General features: G+C 66.2%; 17 protein-coding genes. 13 read left to right on the forward strand and 4 right to left on the reverse strand.

What is annotated here, in order from left to right; translation table 11 throughout:
* Window positions 1–1,154: 1,154 nt before the first annotated feature.
* Both ACFPK0_RS12665 and aceE read left to right on the forward strand, forming a co-directional pair.
* A complete protein-coding gene (locus ACFPK0_RS12665; RefSeq protein ID WP_056084681.1) occupies window positions 1,155–3,452 on the forward strand; it encodes an NADP-dependent malic enzyme in 2,298 nt (765 codons plus the stop codon).
* Window positions 3,453–3,603: 151 nt separating this feature from the next.
* Window positions 3,604–6,300 (forward strand): pyruvate dehydrogenase (acetyl-transferring), homodimeric type, encoded by a 2,697-nt coding sequence (aceE, locus tag ACFPK0_RS12670; protein WP_377341236.1) that lies wholly within the window; start codon window positions 3,604–3,606, stop codon window positions 6,298–6,300.
* A gap of 80 nt (window positions 6,301–6,380) precedes the next feature.
* Here aceE and ACFPK0_RS12675 read toward each other — a convergent pair whose 3' ends face one another.
* Window positions 6,381–6,713 (reverse strand): hypothetical protein, encoded by a 333-nt coding sequence (locus tag ACFPK0_RS12675; RefSeq protein WP_056084687.1) that lies wholly within the window; start codon window positions 6,711–6,713, stop codon window positions 6,381–6,383.
* 88 nt (window positions 6,714–6,801) lie between these two features.
* A complete protein-coding gene (locus ACFPK0_RS12680) occupies window positions 6,802–7,470 on the reverse strand; it encodes a glutathione S-transferase family protein (RefSeq protein ID WP_377341238.1) in 669 nt (222 codons plus the stop codon).
* Between the two features lie 366 nt (window positions 7,471–7,836).
* Here ACFPK0_RS12680 and ACFPK0_RS12685 point away from each other — a divergent pair, with 366 nt between their 5' ends.
* The 3 genes from ACFPK0_RS12685 (at window position 7,837) to ACFPK0_RS12695 (ending at window position 11,332) form a co-directional block, all read left to right on the forward strand.
* Window positions 7,837–10,068 (forward strand): glycoside hydrolase family 3 C-terminal domain-containing protein, encoded by a 2,232-nt coding sequence (locus ACFPK0_RS12685; RefSeq protein ID WP_417715062.1) that lies wholly within the window; start codon window positions 7,837–7,839, stop codon window positions 10,066–10,068.
* 142 nt (window positions 10,069–10,210) lie between these two features.
* Window positions 10,211–10,513 (forward strand): DUF3247 family protein, encoded by a 303-nt coding sequence (locus ACFPK0_RS12690; protein WP_056084696.1) that lies wholly within the window; start codon window positions 10,211–10,213, stop codon window positions 10,511–10,513.
* A gap of 81 nt (window positions 10,514–10,594) precedes the next feature.
* Window positions 10,595–11,332, forward strand: a complete 738-nt coding sequence (locus ACFPK0_RS12695; protein WP_056084699.1) for a hypothetical protein — start codon at window positions 10,595–10,597, stop codon at window positions 11,330–11,332.
* A gap of 9 nt (window positions 11,333–11,341) precedes the next feature.
* Here ACFPK0_RS12695 and ACFPK0_RS12700 read toward each other — a convergent pair whose 3' ends face one another.
* Both ACFPK0_RS12700 and ACFPK0_RS12705 read right to left on the reverse strand, forming a co-directional pair.
* Complete coding sequence (locus ACFPK0_RS12700) at window positions 11,342–12,163, reverse strand: ferritin-like domain-containing protein (RefSeq protein WP_056084702.1); 822 nt, start codon at window positions 12,161–12,163, stop codon at window positions 11,342–11,344.
* Between the two features lie 132 nt (window positions 12,164–12,295).
* Window positions 12,296–12,712: a universal stress protein gene (locus ACFPK0_RS12705; RefSeq protein WP_056084705.1), complete on the reverse strand. Its 417-nt coding sequence runs from the start codon at window positions 12,710–12,712 to the stop codon at window positions 12,296–12,298.
* Window positions 12,713–12,922: 210 nt separating this feature from the next.
* On the opposite strand from ACFPK0_RS12705, the gene ACFPK0_RS12710 reads away from it, so the two are divergent.
* The 8 genes from ACFPK0_RS12710 to aceF all read left to right on the forward strand — a co-directional run bounded on the left by ACFPK0_RS12710 (window position 12,923) and on the right by aceF (window position 18,886).
* Window positions 12,923–13,381 carry a hypothetical protein gene (locus ACFPK0_RS12710; protein ID WP_056084707.1) on the forward strand — a complete coding sequence of 153 codons (459 nt, stop codon included), beginning with the start codon at window positions 12,923–12,925 and terminating at the stop codon, window positions 13,379–13,381.
* Between the two features lie 112 nt (window positions 13,382–13,493).
* Window positions 13,494–14,024 (forward strand): peroxiredoxin, encoded by a 531-nt coding sequence (locus tag ACFPK0_RS12715; RefSeq protein ID WP_056084711.1) that lies wholly within the window; start codon window positions 13,494–13,496, stop codon window positions 14,022–14,024.
* The gene (locus tag ACFPK0_RS12720; RefSeq protein ID WP_056607814.1) at window positions 14,024–14,551 is read left to right on the forward strand and encodes a hypothetical protein; all 528 of its coding nucleotides are present in this window, start codon (window positions 14,024–14,026) and stop codon (window positions 14,549–14,551) included. Before ACFPK0_RS12715 ends, ACFPK0_RS12720 begins: the two co-directional genes overlap by 1 nt.
* 83 nt (window positions 14,552–14,634) lie before the next feature.
* On the forward strand, window positions 14,635–15,384 hold the full coding sequence (locus ACFPK0_RS12725) for a DUF2884 family protein (protein ID WP_377341245.1): 750 nt from the start codon (window positions 14,635–14,637) through the stop codon (window positions 15,382–15,384).
* Window positions 15,385–15,469: 85 nt separating this feature from the next.
* Entirely contained in the window at window positions 15,470–15,916 is a 447-nt protein-coding gene (locus ACFPK0_RS12730) for a ferritin family protein (RefSeq protein ID WP_056084717.1), read from the forward strand.
* Between the two features lie 11 nt (window positions 15,917–15,927).
* The gene (locus ACFPK0_RS12735; RefSeq protein WP_377341247.1) at window positions 15,928–16,503 is read left to right on the forward strand and encodes a DUF924 family protein; all 576 of its coding nucleotides are present in this window, start codon (window positions 15,928–15,930) and stop codon (window positions 16,501–16,503) included.
* 135 nt (window positions 16,504–16,638) lie between these two features.
* Window positions 16,639–16,968, forward strand: a complete 330-nt coding sequence (locus ACFPK0_RS12740; protein ID WP_377341249.1) for a hypothetical protein — start codon at window positions 16,639–16,641, stop codon at window positions 16,966–16,968.
* 262 nt (window positions 16,969–17,230) lie between these two features.
* Window positions 17,231–18,886 carry a dihydrolipoyllysine-residue acetyltransferase gene (gene aceF / locus ACFPK0_RS12745; protein WP_377341251.1) on the forward strand — a complete coding sequence of 552 codons (1,656 nt, stop codon included), beginning with the start codon at window positions 17,231–17,233 and terminating at the stop codon, window positions 18,884–18,886.
* Window positions 18,887–18,893 lie beyond the last annotated feature (7 nt).

An 18,893-nucleotide genomic window follows, 5' to 3' on the forward strand; every position in this document is an offset into this window, starting at 1 on the left:
GTACGCAGGGTCATGGATGTGGTTTCCTTCCAGGGCATGAAGTGGCACCTCGACCGCGTCAGAAATCAGCAGCGAGGTGTAACCCATGTCCTGGCACATCTGTTACCTGTGTCTCCGGTCCATACAGTGGCCAAGAGAAAAGTAACCAAAAGAGAAGGCCACCCCGCTTACGCGCCTTGCGGACATCCTGTCCGCAAGGTTCGCGGACGGGCTGCGGGGTTTGTCGACAGCACATCCTGTGCTGACGCCAAACTGGCTTGCATCCATGCAAGCCACCCTTCGGGCTTTTCCTCCGCCTGCCCGCCGCTTCAGAGGGGGCCCCCGGGTAGAGCAGCGCGCCATCGTGGCGCGCACTCGGTACGCAGCGGCTGCGCCGCCGCGAGAGCGTCGCGGCATGAAGCCTCTGCTTTTTTCTCACCTTTTCCCTCACCGTCCGATCGCCCTGAGCGTAGCCGCGTCGCGGCGAAGTCGAAGGGTGAGGCCGTGCGGCCCTTCGACTTCGGCCTTCGGCCTACGCTCAGGGAGAACGGCTGAGGTTGGCGGCTTTGCCTTTGCCTTTGCCTTTGCCTTTGCTTTCGCTTTTTGCCCTGGCTCCATCCCGAGTACGGGCCAGGATGGCCCGTCGCTCTACCCGGGGCCCCTGTGCGGCGGTGAGGCGGGGTCGACAAGGCCGCACAGCGGGCGTTGCCAAGGATGACAACGCCTTTTCGCGCGGGCAGGAGCCCGCTCGAAAAGCCCGGCCCCGCCTCACGGACTTGCCGCCCATGGCGAGGGCATGGATGCCCGAGTTGAGGCAACGCAGGAGCGGTTGCCCGATGCCCGGCAAGCGCCAAGCGGGGTGGCCTTTCTCTTTGGTTACTTTCTCTTTACTCCGGGCGTCCTGCCCTCCACCCTTCGGGCCAGCTTCGCTGTTCGCACGCGCTTCCTGCGCGTGCGTGGCCACGCAAAGAGAAAGTGACTCGAGCGCCGCAGGCGATCGAAAGCTCTTGCTTTTGCATCGGCTCTAGCTCTACCAGAAAGCATCGCGACTGAAGTCGCTCCCACAACCCGCCCGCACGGTACTTTTGGAACGGGTCGCCGGTTTAACCCGGTGCTAACATCGAACGAAGCTTCCGCCGCGCGGAATTCTCCCTTTTCTCGCCGAAAACGCACCGATGACTCTTCCTGAAGAACTGCGTCTTGCCGCCCTCGAATATCATCGCCTGCCGCGCCCCGGCAAGATCAAGGTCACGCCGACCACCTCGCTGCTGACGCAGCGCGATCTGTCGCTGGCCTATTCGCCCGGCGTCGCCGCGGCCTGCGATGCGATCGTGGAGGACCCGACGTCGGCGGCCGAATACACAGCCCGCTCCAACCTGGTGGCGGTGATCAGCAACGGCACGGCGGTGCTGGGGCTGGGCAACATCGGGCCGCTGGCGGCCAAGCCGGTGATGGAAGGCAAGGGTGTGCTGTTCCAGAAGTTTGCCGGCATCGATGTATTCGACATCGAGATCGACGAGAACGATCCGGACAAGCTGGTCGACATCATCGCCAGCCTGGAACCGACCTTCGGCGGCATCAACCTGGAAGACATCAAGGCGCCGGAGTGTTTCATCGTGGAGCGCAAGTTGCGCGAGCGGATGAAGATCCCGGTATTCCACGACGACCAGCACGGTACCTCGATCATCGTGGGCGCCGCGGTGCTGAACGCGCTGGTGGTGGTGGGCAAGCGGATCGAGGATGTGCGCATCGCCACCACCGGTGTGGGTGCGGCGGGCATTTCCTGCCTGGACATGCTGGTGGCACTGGGCGTGAGGCGCGAGAACATCCTGGCCTGCGACGTGCACGGCGTGCTGCACAGCGAGCGCACCGACCTGGACCCGGACAAGCAGCGTTATGCGCGCGACACGCCGATGCGCACGCTGGAGGAGATCGTCGATGGCGCCGACATTTTCCTGGGCCTGTCCGCCGGCGGCATCCTGAAGCCGGCGATGGTCGCCACCATGGCCGAGCGGCCGATCATCTTCGCGCTGGCGAACCCGAACCCGGAGATCACCCCGGAAGACGCCAAGGCGGTACGGCCGGACTGCATCATGGCCACCGGCCGTTCGGATTATCCGAACCAGGTCAACAACGCGCTGTGTTTCCCGTACCTGTTCCGCGGCGCGCTGGACGTGGGCGCCACGGTGATCAACGAAGCGATGAAGATTGCCTGCGTCAAGGCCATCGCGGCGCTGGCGCGGCGCGAGTCGTCCGACGTCAGCGCGCGCGCCTACGGCGGCAAGCCGCCCAGCTTCGGGCCGAATTACCTGATCCCGCAGCCGTTCGATCCGCGGCTGCTGATCCAGTTGCCGCCGGCGGTGGCGAAGGCGGCGATGGAGTCGGGCGTGGCGACGCGGCCGATGGAGGATTTCGTCGCCTACAACGACAAGCTCACCAGTTTCGTGTTCCGCACCGGCCTGCTGATGAAGCCGGTGTTCGAGCGGGCCAAGGCGGCGCCGGCGCGGGTGGTTTACGCCGAGGGTGAGGAGGAGACCGTGCTGCGCGCGGTGCAGACGGTGGTGGACCAGGGCCTTGCCGTGCCAATCCTGATCGGCCGCCCCGAGGTGATCGAGAAACGCATCAAGCGCGCCGGCCTGCGGCTGAAACCCGGCGTGGACGTGGAGATCTGCAACATCAACTCCGACCCGCGTTTCGACGCCTACTGGCAGCACTACCACCAGCTGATGGAGCGCCGCGGCGTGACCCCGTCGATGGCCAAGGCGGTGGTGCGCTCGCGTCCCACCGCGATCGCGGCGCTGATGGTGGAGCGTGGCGAGGCCGATGCGCTGCTGTGCGGCATGGTCGGCCAGTTTCCCAGCAAGCTGAAATATATCCGCGACATCATCGGCATGGACGAGGGCGTCAGCTCGGCCTCGGCAATGGCGGCGGTGGCCACCGAGAAGGGCACGTTCTTCTACCTCGACACCCACGTGATGGACGACCCCACGCCCGAGCAGATCGCCGAAGCCACGCTGCAGGCGTCGATCCGGCTGAAGCTGTTCGGCATCACCCCGAAGATCGCCCTGTTGTCGGCCGGCAACTTCGGCAGCCGCGACTGCTGCGGCGCGCACAAGATGCGCAAGGCGCTGGAGCTGATCCGCGCCAAGGCGCCGCGGCTGGAGGTGGAAGGTGAAATGCAGGCCGACACTGCGCTCACCCCCGCGCTGCGCGAGAAGCTGTTTCCGCACTCGCGGCTGGAGGGCAAGGCCAACGTGTTCGTGTTTCCCAATCTGGATGCGGCCAACATCGCCTACAACATGAGCCGCATGCTCACCGACGGCGTGGTGATCGGGCCGATCCTGATGGGTGTGGCCAAGCCGGCGCACATCCTGATGCCGCAGTCGACGGTGCGCCGGATCGTCAACATGACCGCGGTGGCCTCGGTCGAGGCGCAGATCCGCATCGGCACCCGGATTCAGGCGGCGCCCTGAGACGAAACGCCGCCGCACCGCCGTGACACCGGGCTGCCACCGTGCGGTGGCGCACGGGTGGGCCGGCCGCTAAACTTGATGGGCTCGCTGCATCCCCGGCCGCGGGTTCCCACATCAAGTCAGGCACCGCACGGCGCCGCGGAGAATCTTCATGGATCAGCTCGACGATATCCTCAATCAGGACATCGACCCTACCGAAACCGGCGAATGGATCGATTCGCTTGATGCGGTGATCCATCACGATGGCACCGAGCGCGCGCATTTCCTGCTGGAAAAAATGGTCGATACCACCCGTCGTTCGGGTGGCTACCTGCCGTTCAACCCCACCACTGAATACGTCAACACGATCCCGCCCAGCCAGGAGGCCAAGAGCCCCGGCGATGCGGCGATGGAATGGCGCATCCGTTCGCTGATCCGCTGGAACGCGATGGCGATGGTGGTGCGGGCCAACCGCAAGCCGGGTGAACTGGGCGGCCACATCGCCAGCTTCGCCTCCAGCGCCACGCTGTACGACGTGGGCTTCAACCATTTCTGGCGCGCACCCAGCGCCGACCATCCGGGCGACCTGATTTTCCATCAGGGCCATTCCAGCCCGGGTATCTACGCCCGCTCGTTCCTCGAAGGCCGCTTCGACGCCGACCAGCTCGACCTGTTCCGCGCCGACGTGATCGGCCGTGGCCGTTCGCTGACCTCTTACCCGCATCCGTGGCTGATGCCCGACTACTGGCAGGTGCCGACGGTGTCGATGGGCCTGGGCCCGATCCAGGCGATCTACCAGGCGCAGTTCTTCAAGTACCTGGAAAACCGCGGCCTGGTGCCCAAGAGCGACCGCAAGATCTGGTGCTTCATGGGCGACGGCGAATGCGACGAGCCGGAGTCCCTCGGCGCCATCTCGCTGGCCGGCCGCGAGGGCCTGGACAACCTGATCTTCGTGATCAACTGCAACCTGCAGCGGCTCGACGGCCCGGTGCGCGGCAACGGCAAGATCATCCAGGAGCTGGAGGGCGTGTTCCGCGGCGCCGGCTGGAATGCCCTCAAGCTGGTCTGGGGCAGCTACTGGGATCCGCTCCTGGCGCGCGACAGCAAGGGCGTGCTGCGCAAGCTGATGATGGAAACCGTCGACGGCGAGTACCAGGCCTGCAAGGCCTTCGGTGGCGCCTACACGCGCGAGAACTTCTTCGGCAAGTACCCGGAGACGCGCGAGATGGTGGCCAACCTCAGCGACGACGACATCTGGCGCCTGAACCGTGGCGGCCACGACCCGCACAAGGTGTATGCGGCGTACCACGCCGCGTCGAACACCAAGGGCATGCCGACCGTGATCCTGGCCAAGACGGTCAAGGGCTACGGCATGGGCCTGGGCTCGGGCGAATCGCAGAACCCCACCCATCAGCAGAAAAAGCTGGACGACGAGTCGGTGCGCACGTTCCGCGACCGCTTCAACATCCCCGTACCCGACGACAAGCTGCACGAAGTGCCGTACTACCACCCGGGCAAGGACTCCCCGGAAGTGCAGTACATGCTGGAGCGCCGCAAGGCACTCGGCGGCGCGCTGCCGCAGCGTCGGCGCACTACCGATGTGAAGCTCAAGGCGCCGGACCTGTCCGCGTTCGAGCAGATCACCAAGGGCACCGGCGACCGCGAGATCAGCACCACGATGGCGTTGGTGCGCGGCATGAACCTGCTGTTGCGCGACAAGGCCATCGGCCCGCGCGTGGTGCCGATCGTGGCCGACGAGGCGCGCACGTTCGGCATGGAAGGCATGTTCCGGCAGATCGGCATCTACGCGCCGTTCGGCCAGAAATACCGTCCGCAGGATTCCGACCAGCTGCTGTACTACCGCGAGGACCAGAAGGGCCAGGTGCTGCAGCAGGGCATCAGCGAGGCCGGCGGCATGGCCTCGTGGATGGCCGCGGCCACCAGCTACAGCATCAGCAACCAGCCGATGCTGCCGTTCTTCATCTATTACTCGATGTTCGGCTTCCAGCGCATCGGCGACCTCTGCTGGGCGGCGGGCGACATGCGCTCGCGCGGCTTCCTGGTCGGCGGCACCGCCGGTCGCACCACGCTGAACGGCGAAGGCCTGCAGCACGAGGATGGCCATTCGCACCTGCTGGCCGGCGCCATCCCCAACGTGAAGGCGTACGACCCCACGTTCTCGTACGAAGTGGCGGTGATCATGCAGGACGGCGTGCGCAGCATGCTGCAGGAGCAGGAGGACCACTACTACTACATCACCGTGATGAACGAGAACTACACCCATCCGGACATGCCCAAGGGCTGCGAGGAAGGCGTCATCAAGGGGATGTACCTGCTCAAGGACGGCGGCAAGGGCAAGAAGGGCGAGCTGCGCGTGCAGTTGCTCGGGTCCGGCACGATCCTGCGCGAGGTGATCGCGGCGGCCGAGCTGCTGGAGAAGGATTTCGGCGTGAAATCCGACATCTGGTCCTGCCCCAGCTTCGTCGAGCTGCGTCGTGACGGTTTCGATGCCGAACGCTGGAACCGCCTGCATCCGGAAGCCGAGCAGCGCGTGCCGTATGTCACCGGCCTGCTGGACGGGCGTTCTGGCCCGGCGGTCGCCGCCACCGACTACGTGCGCGAATTCGCCGACCAGATCCGTGCGTTCATCCCCGACGGCATGCACTACACCGTGCTGGGCACTGAGGGCTTCGGCCGCTCCGACACGCGTGAGCACCTGCGCGAGTTCTTCGAGGTCGATCGCCGCTGGATCGCCCATGCCGCACTGGCCGCACTGGCGAAGGAAGGCAAGGTCAGCGCCAAGGACGTCAGCCGCGCCATCAAGCAGTACAACCTGGATCCGGAAAAGCCGAATCCGCTGAGCGTCTGATCGATCCTGAAGCAATAAAAAAACCGCCCTTTCCGGGCGGTTTTTTTATCTTCCGATGGCGCCGTCAGGCACCGTCGAGCTCAATCGTCATCGCTGCTGAAAGCGCGGCGCAGCAGCAGGAAGGCGCCGATGGTGCCGGCCACGATTGCCACCGTGGCGACCGGGTGGCGATTCACCTGGCGGCGCATGCGGCGGTAGTGGTAGTTGGTTTCGTCGGCCAGGTCTTCCGCGGCGCGGGTCAACTGGCGGCGATAGCGGCCATCGCCCGCGCCGAAACGCTCCTGGATGCGGCGACGACCGCGGTCGATGAGGTTCTGCGCGCTGTCTACCGCGCCGTTCGCGGACTGGCGAACGCGTTGGCCGGCCTGCTCGCTGGCGTCACGAATCTGCCGTTCGATATCACGTCTGTGCATGGCGTTCTCCTGGACTCTGCTGACGTCACAGGCTGCCAGCGCATTCGTGAGCGAGGCGTATACCCGCGCGGTCGGGCACGGGTACCGTTCAGCCCAGCAGGTACTCGCCGCCACGCTGCAGCGCACGCTGGTAGCCCGGGCGTGAGTGGATGCGTTGCAGGAAGGCGCACAGTTTCGGCCGCGTCTCGTCCAGCCCGCCGCGCGCGGCGAACGCCTCCAGCGGAAAACTCAACTGGATGTCGGCCACGCTGAAGGTGGTGCCGCCGAACCAGTCGCTGTTTTGCAACCGGGATTCGAGGTAGTCCAGATGCAAGGCCAGTTGCGGGTCGACGAAATCGTGCTGCACCCTGCGCGCGATGCCCTTGCCGATCGGCTTGGCGAAAAACGGCATCGGCGCGCGTTCCACCCTTTGGAACACCAGCTTCAGCAGCAACGGCGGCATCGCCGAACCTTCGGCGTAGTGCAGCCAGTAATTGCAGCGCAGGCGCTCGGGCGTGCCATGCGCGGGAATCAGCACACCGGCGCCGTAACGATCGGCCAGGTACTCGACGATGGCGCCCGACTCGGCCACGGTCAGCTTGCCGTCGGTGATCACCGGCGACTTGCCCAGCGGGTGCACCGCGCGCAGTTCGGGCGGCGCCAGCATGGTTTTCGGGTCGCGCTGGTAGCGCTTGATCTCGTACGGCACGCCCAATTCCTCCAGCAGCCACAGGATGCGTTGCGAGCGCGAGTTGTTGAGATGGTGCACGACGATCATGAAGGCTCCGCAAGGGGCGACATGGTGAGTGGGTATCCGGCGGCGCCGGCCACGTGCGCAAGCATGCCGCACTGCATCACAGCATGCCTGATTCGCGTCCGTGCGGCAGATGCTCCGAGTGGCCGCCGAGCGATCGCGTCGTCTGGACATCCGAACCGTGCTCCAACTACTGTAGGGCGGTTCTGAAGGGGTGATGAATCGGCAGTGTCCCGGTCCGGAATCAGCAAACTTCCGGACACCCGGCCAGGCGCAAAAACGCTCCTTCCCCATCGACGTTCCCGCCTGGCCCACCCTCGTGGCATTCCGGCCGGCGCGTCGCCCAACGCAACCCGAGGACGAAACATGACGGTACCCAGGAAAATCGGCTTGATCGCCGCATGCGCGCTCGGCGGCCTGATGGCATCGCCCGCGTTTGCCCAGGAGCCGGCGCCGGCGCCGACGCGCCAGGAACTCGCCGGCAAGCCGTGGATGAACACCCACCTGAGCGCCGCCGAACGCACCCAGCTGGTCCTCAAGGAAATGACCCAGGAGGAAAAGCTGCGCCTGGTGATGGGCTATTTCGGCACCGACCTGGACGGCAAGCATTACAAGCGGCCGAAGGAATCGCTGCACCAGTCCGCGGGCTTCGTCTACGGCGTTCCGCGCCTCGGCATTCCCAACCAGTGGCAGACCGATGCCGGTGTGGGTGTGGCGTCGCAGCGCGGGCCGAACGTGCGCGAGCGCACCTCGCTGCCCTCGGGCATGAACACCGCGGCCACCTGGAACCCCGAGGTCGGCTTTGCCGGCGGCGCGATGATCGGCGCCGAGGCGCGTTCGTCCGGCTTCAACGAGATGCTGGCCGGTGGCGTCAACCTGGTGCGCGAACCGCGCAACGGGCGCAATTTTGAATACGGCGGTGAAGACCCGCTGCTCGCCGGCACCATCGTCGGTGCGCAGATCAAGGGTATCCAGTCCAACCACATCATCTCGACGCTGAAGCACTACGCGTTGAACGATCAGGAGACCGGCCGCAACTTCCTCAACGTCGAGGTCGACGATGCGGCGGCGCGCATGTCCGATCTGCTGGCATTCCAGATCGCCAACGAACAGGGCCAGCCCGGTTCGGTGATGTGCTCCTACAACCGGGTTGACGGTATCTATGCCTGCGAAAACCCGTACCTGCTGAACGAAGTGCTGAAGGGCGACTGGGGCTTCAAGGGTTTCGTGATGTCCGACTGGGGCGCGACCCACAGCACGGTCCAGGCGGCCAACAACGGCCTGGACCAGCAGTCCGGCGTGCCGTTCGACAAGTCGCGCTATTTCGGTGACGCGCTGGGCGAGGCGGTGGCCAATGGCTGGGTGCCGCAGAAGCGGCTTGACGACATGGCCGGCCGCGTCCTGTACGCCATGTTCGAGCACAAGCTGATCGACGATCCGGTCACTGGCCCGAAGACCAACATCGATTTCGCCGCCCATGCCAAGGTCACGCAGAACGATGCCGAAGAAGGCATGGTGCTGCTGAAGAACGACAACGCGCTGCTGCCGATCAAGACGGGCCTGAAGAAAATCGCCATCATCGGTTCCCATGCCGATGTGGGCGTGCTTTCCGGCGGTGGTTCGTCGCAGGTCTACCCAGTGGGCGGCATGGCGGTGAAGGGGCTGGGCCCGGATTCATTCCCCGGCCCCACGGTGTACTTCCCGTCGTCGCCATTGAAGGCGATCCAGGCCCGCGCGGGCAACGCCAAGGTCACGTTCAATGATGGTTCCGACCCCGCCGCCGCCGCGCGGCTGGCGGCGGCCAGCGATCTGGTCATCGTGTTTGCCCATCAGTGGACGGCCGAAGCGTTTGACGTGCCCAACCTGTCGCTGCCCGACAACCAGGATGCGCTGATCGCCGCGGTGGCCAAGGCCAATCCGCATACGGCCGTGGTGCTGGAAACCGGCGGCGCGGTGCTGATGCCGTGGCTGAAGGACGTCGGCGCGGTACTGGAGGCGTGGTATCCGGGCACCAGCGGCGGCGAAGCCATCGGCCGGGTGCTGTTCGGTGAAGTGAATCCGTCGGGCCATCTGCCGATCACCTTCCCGGCCTCGGAGCAGCAACTGCCGCGTCCGGTGCTCGATGGCGACCCGAAGAAGCCGGAGCTGCGTTTCGACGTCAATTACAGCGAAGGCGCGGCCGTGGGCTACAAGTGGTTTGACCTGAAAGGCCTGAAGCCGCTGTTCCCGTTCGGTTATGGCTTGTCGTACACCAGTTTCAGCCATGACGGTCTGGCCGCCCACTGGGCCGATGGCCAATTGACGGTGAGCTTCACGATCAAGAACACCGGCGCCGTGGCCGGCAAGGATGTGGCGCAGGTTTACGTCGCGTCGCCGAAGGGCCTGTGGGAAGCACCCAAGCGTCTGGGCGCGTTCCAGAAGCTGGCGCTGAAGCCGGGTGAAAGCCGCAAGGTCAGCGTCAAGGTCGACCCGCGCCTGCTGGCGATGTACCAGAGCAAGGACAAGACCTGGAAAATCGCCAGCGGCGAGTATCAGGTGACCGTGGCCAAGTCCGCGCTCGATCCGCAGGCCAGCGTGACGGTGAAGCTGCCGGCGACGACCGTGGACGTCAACGGCAAGTAGCCCGTTTTGCAGTGCATTCGAAAGCCCTTCCGGCTCTGCCGGAGGGGCTTTCTGCTTTCCGGGGTGACCGCGCCCGCACGTTGACACCGCGTTGCCGCCATGGCGTTTAGCGTGCCGGCAACGCGTTTCGACGGATGCATCCATGACCAGGCAAGCCACCCACGTCTACACCGAGCCACGGGATATCCAGCGCTTCGAGACGCTGGTGCAGGCATTGTCCGATGGCGCACGCGTCCGCCTGCATCTGGTCGATGGCCAGCATTGCGAGGGCGTGGTGTGCGCCCGCCCCACCGTGCAGATGTTCTACGACGACACCGGCAAGGAGGGCGTCAATGGTGTGGTGGAGCTGGAGCACCTGAACCTGTCGGACTGGCGCCGGCGGGTGTGGTTCGACCAGATCACCGACGTGGAGCTGCTCGATACGAATGCACCGTTGCGGGCGTGACTGCAGCCGTGCCGCCGCTGCGGTTGCACCACAGTGGTGGACGATTCAAGCTAGTGGCTTTGTCCCTGCGAGCCTTTGCCGATGATCCGACTGACGATTTTTCGCCTGGCCCTGGCCACGTTTCCTTGTGGGCTGGTGATGCTTGCCGGTTGTTCCGGTGGCGGTGCGCCGGCGCCGGGCGCGGAGCAGCAGCAGGCCGCCGCGAAAGCGCAGGCGGCGGCCACCAATCTCGACACGTATCGTCAGCTGGTGCGCATCGGCAACGACCAGATGGCCGTGTCGATGGGCCAGGACATCGTGCGCCGTTTCCCGCAGAGCGAGGCGGCGGCAGAAGTGCAGAAGACCTTGCCTGCCATCGAGAAGCGCTATCGCGAAACCAGCGAGAAAAACCGGCTGGCGCGGTTGTGGCTGTACCAGGTGGCGCCGATGCAGGGCGGCACCCAGTCGACTGCCACCATCCAGAGCAGCAAGCCCGGTGGCAACGACAGTGTGCGCCTGATCCTGCGGCGACATACCGACTGGGGCCAGAGCGTGTTCCTGTTCGGCTCGGGCGCGGGCTTCGTCTGTCGCGGCAATTGCACCATCAAGGCGACCGTCGACGGCAAGCCGGTGGGGATCAAGGCGTTTGCGCCGCCCAGCGGCGAGCCGGCGCTGATGATCCGCGATGACAAGCAGTTCCTGGCCCTGCTGCACGGCGCGGCGAAAATCACCATGGACGTCACCGTGGCCGATGGCGAGAAGAAGGAAACGCTGCTGTACGAGGTCGGCGGTTTCGATCCCGCGAAGTGGCAGAAGCTGGACAAGCCGAAAAAGAAGTAGCACGCCGACTCAGTGCAGGAACAGTTTCTCGGTGATGCGCGCCAGCGGGCGTGCCATCGCCTTCTGCATCCACGGTGACAGGTCGAGTGGCTTGATCAGCATCTTCACCGTCATTTCCGCGGGAATGTGTCGGCGCAGCAGGCCCTGCGCCCGGTCGCTGATGCGGCGGAACTCCGCCTCGTTTTCGCGCAGGTGCGGGTAGCACTGGTTGAACACATGGCGAAGGGCGATATCGCTGTCCTCGCTCTTGATCTCGCGCACTCGCCGCAGAATCGCCCGGAAAACCTTGTAGCGACCGAAGTCCCCGCGTTCCCGGTACAGCAGGTAGTGACGATAGAAGTGCTTGTAGTGGCGCACTTCATCACTCTTGATGTAGCCGGTGAGTTCCTTCAGCACCGGCTCGTCGGTGATGTCGTGCAGGGCGCGGTAAAGGCTGGCGGTACCGGTTTCCACCACGCAGCGCGCGGCCAGCTCCAGCCCGCGAGACGACTCCAGCTGCTCGGCGGTGCACACCGCGCCGTAGTCGTGCCAGAACGTGGCGAACGCCGCGTCCCAGTCGAACTCCGGCCACACGGCGCGCACATACGCGGCCAGCGCGCGGCCGTGCTGTAGCTCTTCGTGTTTCCAGTGTTCGGTCAGCCAGGTCTGCAACTCGGCGTCGTCGGCGAAGTGGTCGACAAGATTCTGCGCGTACAGGTCCGAGCCGCTTTCCACGAAGGAGGAGCTGCACAGCAGGAAAAACAGATCCTCGTTGTGGCGGATGCGGGCAATGTCGATTTGGCCGAGGTCCAGGCTTTCGAGGGTCCAGGGCAGGGCGGTGGTATAGGTCAACGCGATTCCTGTGAGTCACCGGATGTGGCGGCATCTTGCGCGCGGCCACATGACGAGGGGATGAGACAGGATAGGTCGTGTGGGTGCTGGCGGATTAACGCCACCCGACTTGCCGGCTGCGCGACGGAAGTTTCAGCGCACCACGGTGACCGGCACGTGCGCCTTGGCAAGCACGTTGCTGGAGACCGAACCCAGCAGCCAGCGCGCCAGCGCGCCGCGCTCGGTGTGGCCGATCACCAGGTGATCCACGCCGTGCTGTTCGATCTGGCTCAGCAGCACGTCGCCGGGGCTGCCGTAGGTCAGTTCCACGTCAACCAGTTCGTTGGCGTCGGGCACGATGGCGGTCAGTTCGTCCAGCAACTCGCGCGCGCGCTGGGTGCCCGAATCGGCCATCAACAACGCCGACACATCGGCCCCGCCCTCGGTGACCTGCAGCACCGACACCACGCGCACGCGGCCATGGTTGCAACGCGCCAGGTCGATGGCGAACTGGAAAGCGCGGCGTGATGCATCGGAGCCGTCGTAACCCACCAGCGAATACTTGACCATGATTGCTCCTCGGCGCCGTTCGACATCGGACGCAACGAGTCTAGGAGCCCTGTCGGCAGAAACACAAACCGCCGCGACCGTGCGGGCAAACCGCGTTCTCCGCGCGATGAACGCCGTGTTCATCGAGCGGGACATGGCGGGCTTGCCTGCACATTCGCATCACGCGGCGATGTACACGCTTCGCCCTCCCACCCTCTCAAGGAGATGACCATGATCAAGCGTACTTTTGGAATGGCGGCACTCGTGTTGGCCTGCGCGGGTGCGGCGACGATGATGCCGGCCGGCCAGGCCCAGGCAACCGATGCCAAGGTGGATTGCCACCTGGTCTACAACCTGTCCGGCTGGTCGCTGATCTACAAGCACGCCGAGGGTACCGGCACCATCACCTGCGAAAACGGCCAGACGGCCAATGTGAAGATCGAGGTGGTCGGCGGCGGCCTCACCGCCGGCAAGTACCGGATCAACAACGGCAAGGGCGAGATCAGCGACGTGCACGATATTTCCGATGTGTTCGGTGATTACGCCCAGGCCGGCGCCGAGGCGGGCGTGGTGAAAAGCTCGGGTGCGCAGGTGCTGACCAAGGGCACCACGTCCCTGGCATTGGCGGGCACCGGCGAGGGCGTCAACCTCGGTGTGTCGGTGGGCAAGTTCACCATCACGCGACGCTGAGCGGGGCCGACAGGCGGGATGAAAAAGGAGGGGCGCCGGTGGCGCCCTTCCTCGTTTCTACGCGTAAACTGCGGACTGTCGTTTTTTCCCGTCATCCATGGAGAGTCCGCCCATGCGTCGCATTTCCTGTTTGCTTGTCGTGGCCTTGTTATTCGGTCTGGCGGCCCCGGCATGGGCAGCGGGACCACAGGTGGGGCAGGTCGCGCCGGCCTTCCATTTGCAGGATCAGAACGGCCACTGGCTGCAGCCGTCCGATTTCCACGGCCAATGGCTGGTGCTGTATTTCTACCCGAAGGATTTCACCCCCGGCTGCACCACCGAGGTGTGCACCTTCCGCGACGACATCGCCAAGCTGCGCAAGGCGGGCGCCAAGGTGGTGGGCATCAGCCTCGACGACGTGAAATCGCACGCCGAGTTCGCGCGCAAATACCACGTGCCCTTCCCGTTGCTGTCCGACGCGGACACCACCGTCGCCGCCGCTTACGGCGTACTGGCGTCCCGCGGCGGCTCGCATTACGCACGGCGCACCACCTTCCTGATCGATCCGCAGGGCAAGGTGGCCAAGGTCTATGAGGACGTTGACCCGGAGAAGAACTCCGCCCAGGTGCTGGCCGACCTCGCCGCGTCAAAGGCGGCGGGCTGATGCCGCTGCTGGTTCGCGCCGAAGGCCGGGTGGCGCCCGGACGCGGGTTGGCGGCATGGCGTGTGGTGACCTGGCTGTTGCTGCTGTTTGCCGCGATCGGTGGCGTGCAATACATCAACCACGGCAGCGCCGTCTGGGGTGAGCTGCAACGCTGGCCCGCGGGCGACACCGACCACGTGCCGGCGCTGCAGCGCATGCTGGCGTGGGATGCGGCTTACCTGCTGGTCGCGTTTGTCATCATCGTGCTGTGCGCGGGCGTGATCCTGCGTCAGGCCTGGGCGCGTTCCGCCCTGCGCGTCGCCGCCGTGCTGCTGGCGGCGTGGGCGCTGGCCAGCGGCGTGCTGCTGGCTTCGGCGATGCGGGCACTGTTTCCGGCGGACACCGCCGTGTCGCTGATGGTGGCGCAGCTTCCGCACAGTTACCTGCTGGCGCTGGGGATGAAGGCCGTCGCCGTGCCGGTGCTGCTGTGGCTGGCTTGGCGGTTGGGTCGGCCGGACGTGCGTGCCCGGTTCATGCGCCGGCGCTGATGGACGTTTGCCTGCAGGCGCATTCAGCAGGGATTGGTGCGCCGGCCGTTATGGGTGATCAACGTTTTCCAGGGATCCATCCGATGCGCCTTCGCCTGCTTGTCTTGCTGTGCACAACGTTGACGGCCACCTCGCTGTCGGCGCAGGAATGGGCGACCACCTGCCACGCCAGCAGCAGTTACGACGTCACCCTGAAGCCTTCAAGCATCCTGTTCGACCGGCCGTCACCGGCCCCGTTCCACGTCGAGATGCAGCAAGGCACGTTGCGCACCGACGGCACAGCGGTAGCGCTGAATGCGGAGCAGCAGGATCGCCTGACCCTGTTCGAGCGCGAGCTGCGCGCGCTGGCGCCGCGCGTGCGCACGGTGGCGCAGCACGGGCTGGATATGGCGGTGCGGGCGCTGAAAGAGGAGACCCAGGGCATGAGCCTCGGCGCCGACACCCGGGCGGAGCTCGATCGTCGCCTGGCCAGCCACGCGGCCACCTTCAAGCAGCGCATCGCCGCCAGCAACAGCACCCACGACTGGCAGAGCGACGTCATCGACCAGTACGCCAACCAGATCGCCGCCGACGTGCTGCCGTTGCTGGCCAACGACCTCGGCCAGCAGGCGCTCGACGCGGCGATGCGGGGTGATCTGCAGGCGGCGGCGACGCTGCGCGACCAGGCCACCGGGCTGGCCAGCGGCCTGCGACCACGACTGGAACAGCGGATGCAGGCGCTGCAACCGCAGATCGCCGCCTTGTGCCCCGCGATCACCCGGCTGGCCGATCTGCAGCAGGGCGTGCGTGGCAGCAACGGCCAGCCGCTGAACCTGCTGCACATCGGGCAGTGACTGCCTGATCGCCGTTCAGGGCTCCCTAAGCGGTGAGCGACGAGGATGACGCGTCATCTCGCTTCATCACCCGCTGGAGCCGATTGTGGCGCTGTTCGCTCCCCGTTCCATCTACGAACCCCTGATCCAGCACAGCATCGACCTGTGCCGGCTGTACCGCCGTGCCGCCACCGCCGCGCGCGAGCCGGGGTTGCGCAGCGTGCTGAATGAAAACGCCCAGACGCTGATGCTGGTGGTCGCCGACCTGCAGGCACAACAGCGCAGGACCGGTGAACCGTCCCGGCAGCGTGGCACCTTGCGCGGCACGCTGCGGGCACAGTGGGCGGCGGGCATGCCCAACAACGCCTCGCGCACGGACAACGACTGGATCCACGCACTGGGGCAGTACGAAGTGCGCTTGCTGCACCTGTTCGAACGCGCCACCATTGCCACCGCCCCTGCCGACGTGGCGCTGGTGCTGCGCCGGCAACTGCCGCGCCTGCACGGCATCCACCTGGACATGCATGGCCTGGGTGGCACCGCGCGTCATTGAAGGAAGATCCCATGTCGCCGACCGCCGAGGCCGTGCTTGCCTTCTGGTTTGCCGAGGAAAGCGCCGCGCACTGGTTTGCCGCCGACGCCGCCTTCGATGCGCAGATCCGCACCCGTTTCGGTGCCGTCGCCACCGCCGCGGCCGACGGTGAACTCGATGGCTGGACGCGTACGCCGCTGGGCTGGCTGGCGCTGCTGATCCTGCTGGACCAGTTCAGCCGCAATCTCCACCGCAACGATGCCAAGGCCTGGGCGCAAGACCCCAAGGCGTTGTCGCTGGCGCTGGCGGGCATCGAACGCGGCGACGACCAGGCCCTGCCGCCGCTGCAGCGCGTGTTCGCCTATCTTCCGCTGGAACACGCCGAGGATCTCGCCGTGCAGCATCGCTCGGTGGCGCTGTTCGAGGCGCTTTGCGCCGAGTCGGGCCCCGAACAGCGGGCGTCGTTCGAGGGCTTTCTCGACTACGCGCGGCGCCATCGCGACATCATCGAGCGCTTCGGCCGCTTCCCGCACCGCAATGCGGTGCTGGGCCGTTCGTCCACGGCGCAGGAGGCGATCTACCTGGCACAGCCGGGCGCCGGCTTCTGATCGACCGGCGCCGCGCTGGCGCCGATGCCGGCAAACCCCTTCGCGTACATGCAGCGGTTTCCGATACCGTCCCGCGGCGCACCGCGCCAGCCTGATCGGCGCCCATCACGGGCTACCTCGCCATCGGGAACGACCATGCCCAAACCCGCCACATCCCTGCCGCTCGCACTGGCACTCGCCTGCGCGCTCGGCCTCTGCAGTACGGCGACTTTCGCCTCCAATACCTTGCGCGTCGGCAACCAGGTCCTCACCACCGGCGACAGCGTGATGCGCGTGGTTGAGCTGCTGGGTAAGCCGTCGCGCAAATTCCGGCGCCATCCCGCCACGTCGCGCCGCGGTCGTGGCGTGCGCGTGATCACCGATGCCGACCGCGGCGAGCAGTGGCAATACCGTCGCGGCAACCACCTCACCACGGTGACCATCATCGATGGCACGGTAGGTGACATCGACGACCGGCGCCGCTGAGAACGCGCTACCCGCCAGGCGCAACCCGGGTGATTTCGGCCCCGGGCGCCGCCGCCCTGCGATCGACGCCAGCCGCCGATCCGTGACCCGCGTTGCCGCATCCGCCATGGGCGGGTTCGGCCCCGTCGAGCGTCCTCCGCGACCCGCATACTCCGCCGCATAGTGGGCGAAAGACCCGCCTGTTCGTTATGATTGGCACTTGTTTCCGCCGCGATCCCCTCCGGCGGCGCACCATTGTCCCCGCCATCTCCAGGAGCCATTCATGGCCGATCTCAAAGAAGCTCGTGTTCCCGACATCGGCCACGCTGACGTACCGGTCATCGAAGTACTGGTCAAGGCCGGCGACCGCGTCGAGAAAGAACAGAGCCTCATCACCCTGGAATCGGACAAGGCCACGATGGAAGTCCCCGCGCCGTTCGCCGGCACGGTGAAGGAAGTGAAGCTGAAAGTGGGCGATGAAGTTTCCGAAGGCGCGGTGATCGCCATCATCGAGGCTGACGGCGCTGGCGCCGCACCCGCCGCCCAGGAAGCACCCAAGGCCGCCGCCGCCCCGGCGCCCGCCAAGCAGGCCGAGGCGCCCCAGGCGCCCGCCGCTGCCGCGCCCGCGCCATCCGCCGGCGGCGTGCGCCCCGCGCTGGTGCCGGACATCGGCCACTCCGGCGTGCCGGTGATCGAAGTGCTGGTGAAGGTGGGTGACACCGTCACCAAGGACCAGAGCCTGATCACGCTGGAGTCGGACAAGGCCACGATGGAAGTGCCGTCGCCGTTCGCCGGCGTGGTGAAGGAACTGAAGGTGAAGGTGGGCGACGAGCTCTCCGAGGGCGACGTGATCGCCATGATCGAAGGTGGCGATGCCGCGCCTGCCGCTCCGGCAGCCGCACCGGCCCCGGCGCCGGCACCCGTGGCGGCTGCACCGGCACCTGCGCCCGCGCCGCAAGCCGACCGCAGCAACCTGCCGGTGGCGCGTCCGCCGGTGGATGCCAGCGTGGTGATGCCGGGCGATGCGCCGTACGCCAGCCCGGCGGTGCGCGCATTTGCCCGCGAGCTGGGCGTGGACATTGCGCAGGTCAAGGGCAGTGGTCGCGGCGGCCGTATCCAGCGCGACGACGTGAGCGGCTATGTGAAACACGCGCTGGCCTCCGGCGCGCGGCCGGTTTCCGGCGGTGCGGCGAGCGCTGGCAACGGGCTCAGCCTGCTGCCGTGGCCGAAGGTGGATTTCGCCAAGTTCGGAGAGATCGAGGAAAAGCCGCTGTCGCGCATCCAGAAGATTTCCGGCGCCAACCTGGCCCGAAACTGGGCGATGATCCCGCACGTCACCCAGCACGAAGACGCCGACATCACCGAGCTGGAGGCGTTCCGCAAGCAGCTTGGCGCGGAGAACAAGGACACGAAGATCAGCCCGCTGGTGTTCCAGATCAAGGCGGTGGTGGCGGCGCTGAAGGCGTTCCCGCAATTCAACGCCTCGCTGGACGAGAGCGGCGAGAAGCTGGTGCTCAAGAAATATTTCCACATCGGCATCGCGGTGGACACGCCCGATGGCCTGGTGGTGCCGGTGATCCGCGACTGCGACAAGAAGGGCCTGCTGGACCTGGCGCGCGAGCTGGGCGAGATCTCCAAAAAGGCGCGCGACAAGAAGCTGGGCCCGGCCGACATGTCGGGCGGCTGCTTCTCGATCAGCTCGCTGGGCGGCATCGGCGGCACGTACTTTACGCCGATCGTCAACGCGCCCGAAGTGGCCATCCTGGGTGTGTCCAAGTCGGCGATGAAGCCGGTGTGGAACGGCAAGGAGTTCGCGCCGCGGCTGATGCTGCCGCTGTCGCTGTCCTACGACCACCGCGTGATCGACGGCGCGCTGGCCGCCCGTTTCGCCGTGTTCGTGGCCAACCAGCTGGCCGACATCCGCCGCCTGCTGCTGTGACGGAGGC

It is taken from the genome of Rhodanobacter ginsenosidimutans, from assembly GCF_042655685.1.
GTDB classification, from domain to species: domain Bacteria; phylum Pseudomonadota; class Gammaproteobacteria; order Xanthomonadales; family Rhodanobacteraceae; genus Rhodanobacter; species Rhodanobacter ginsenosidimutans.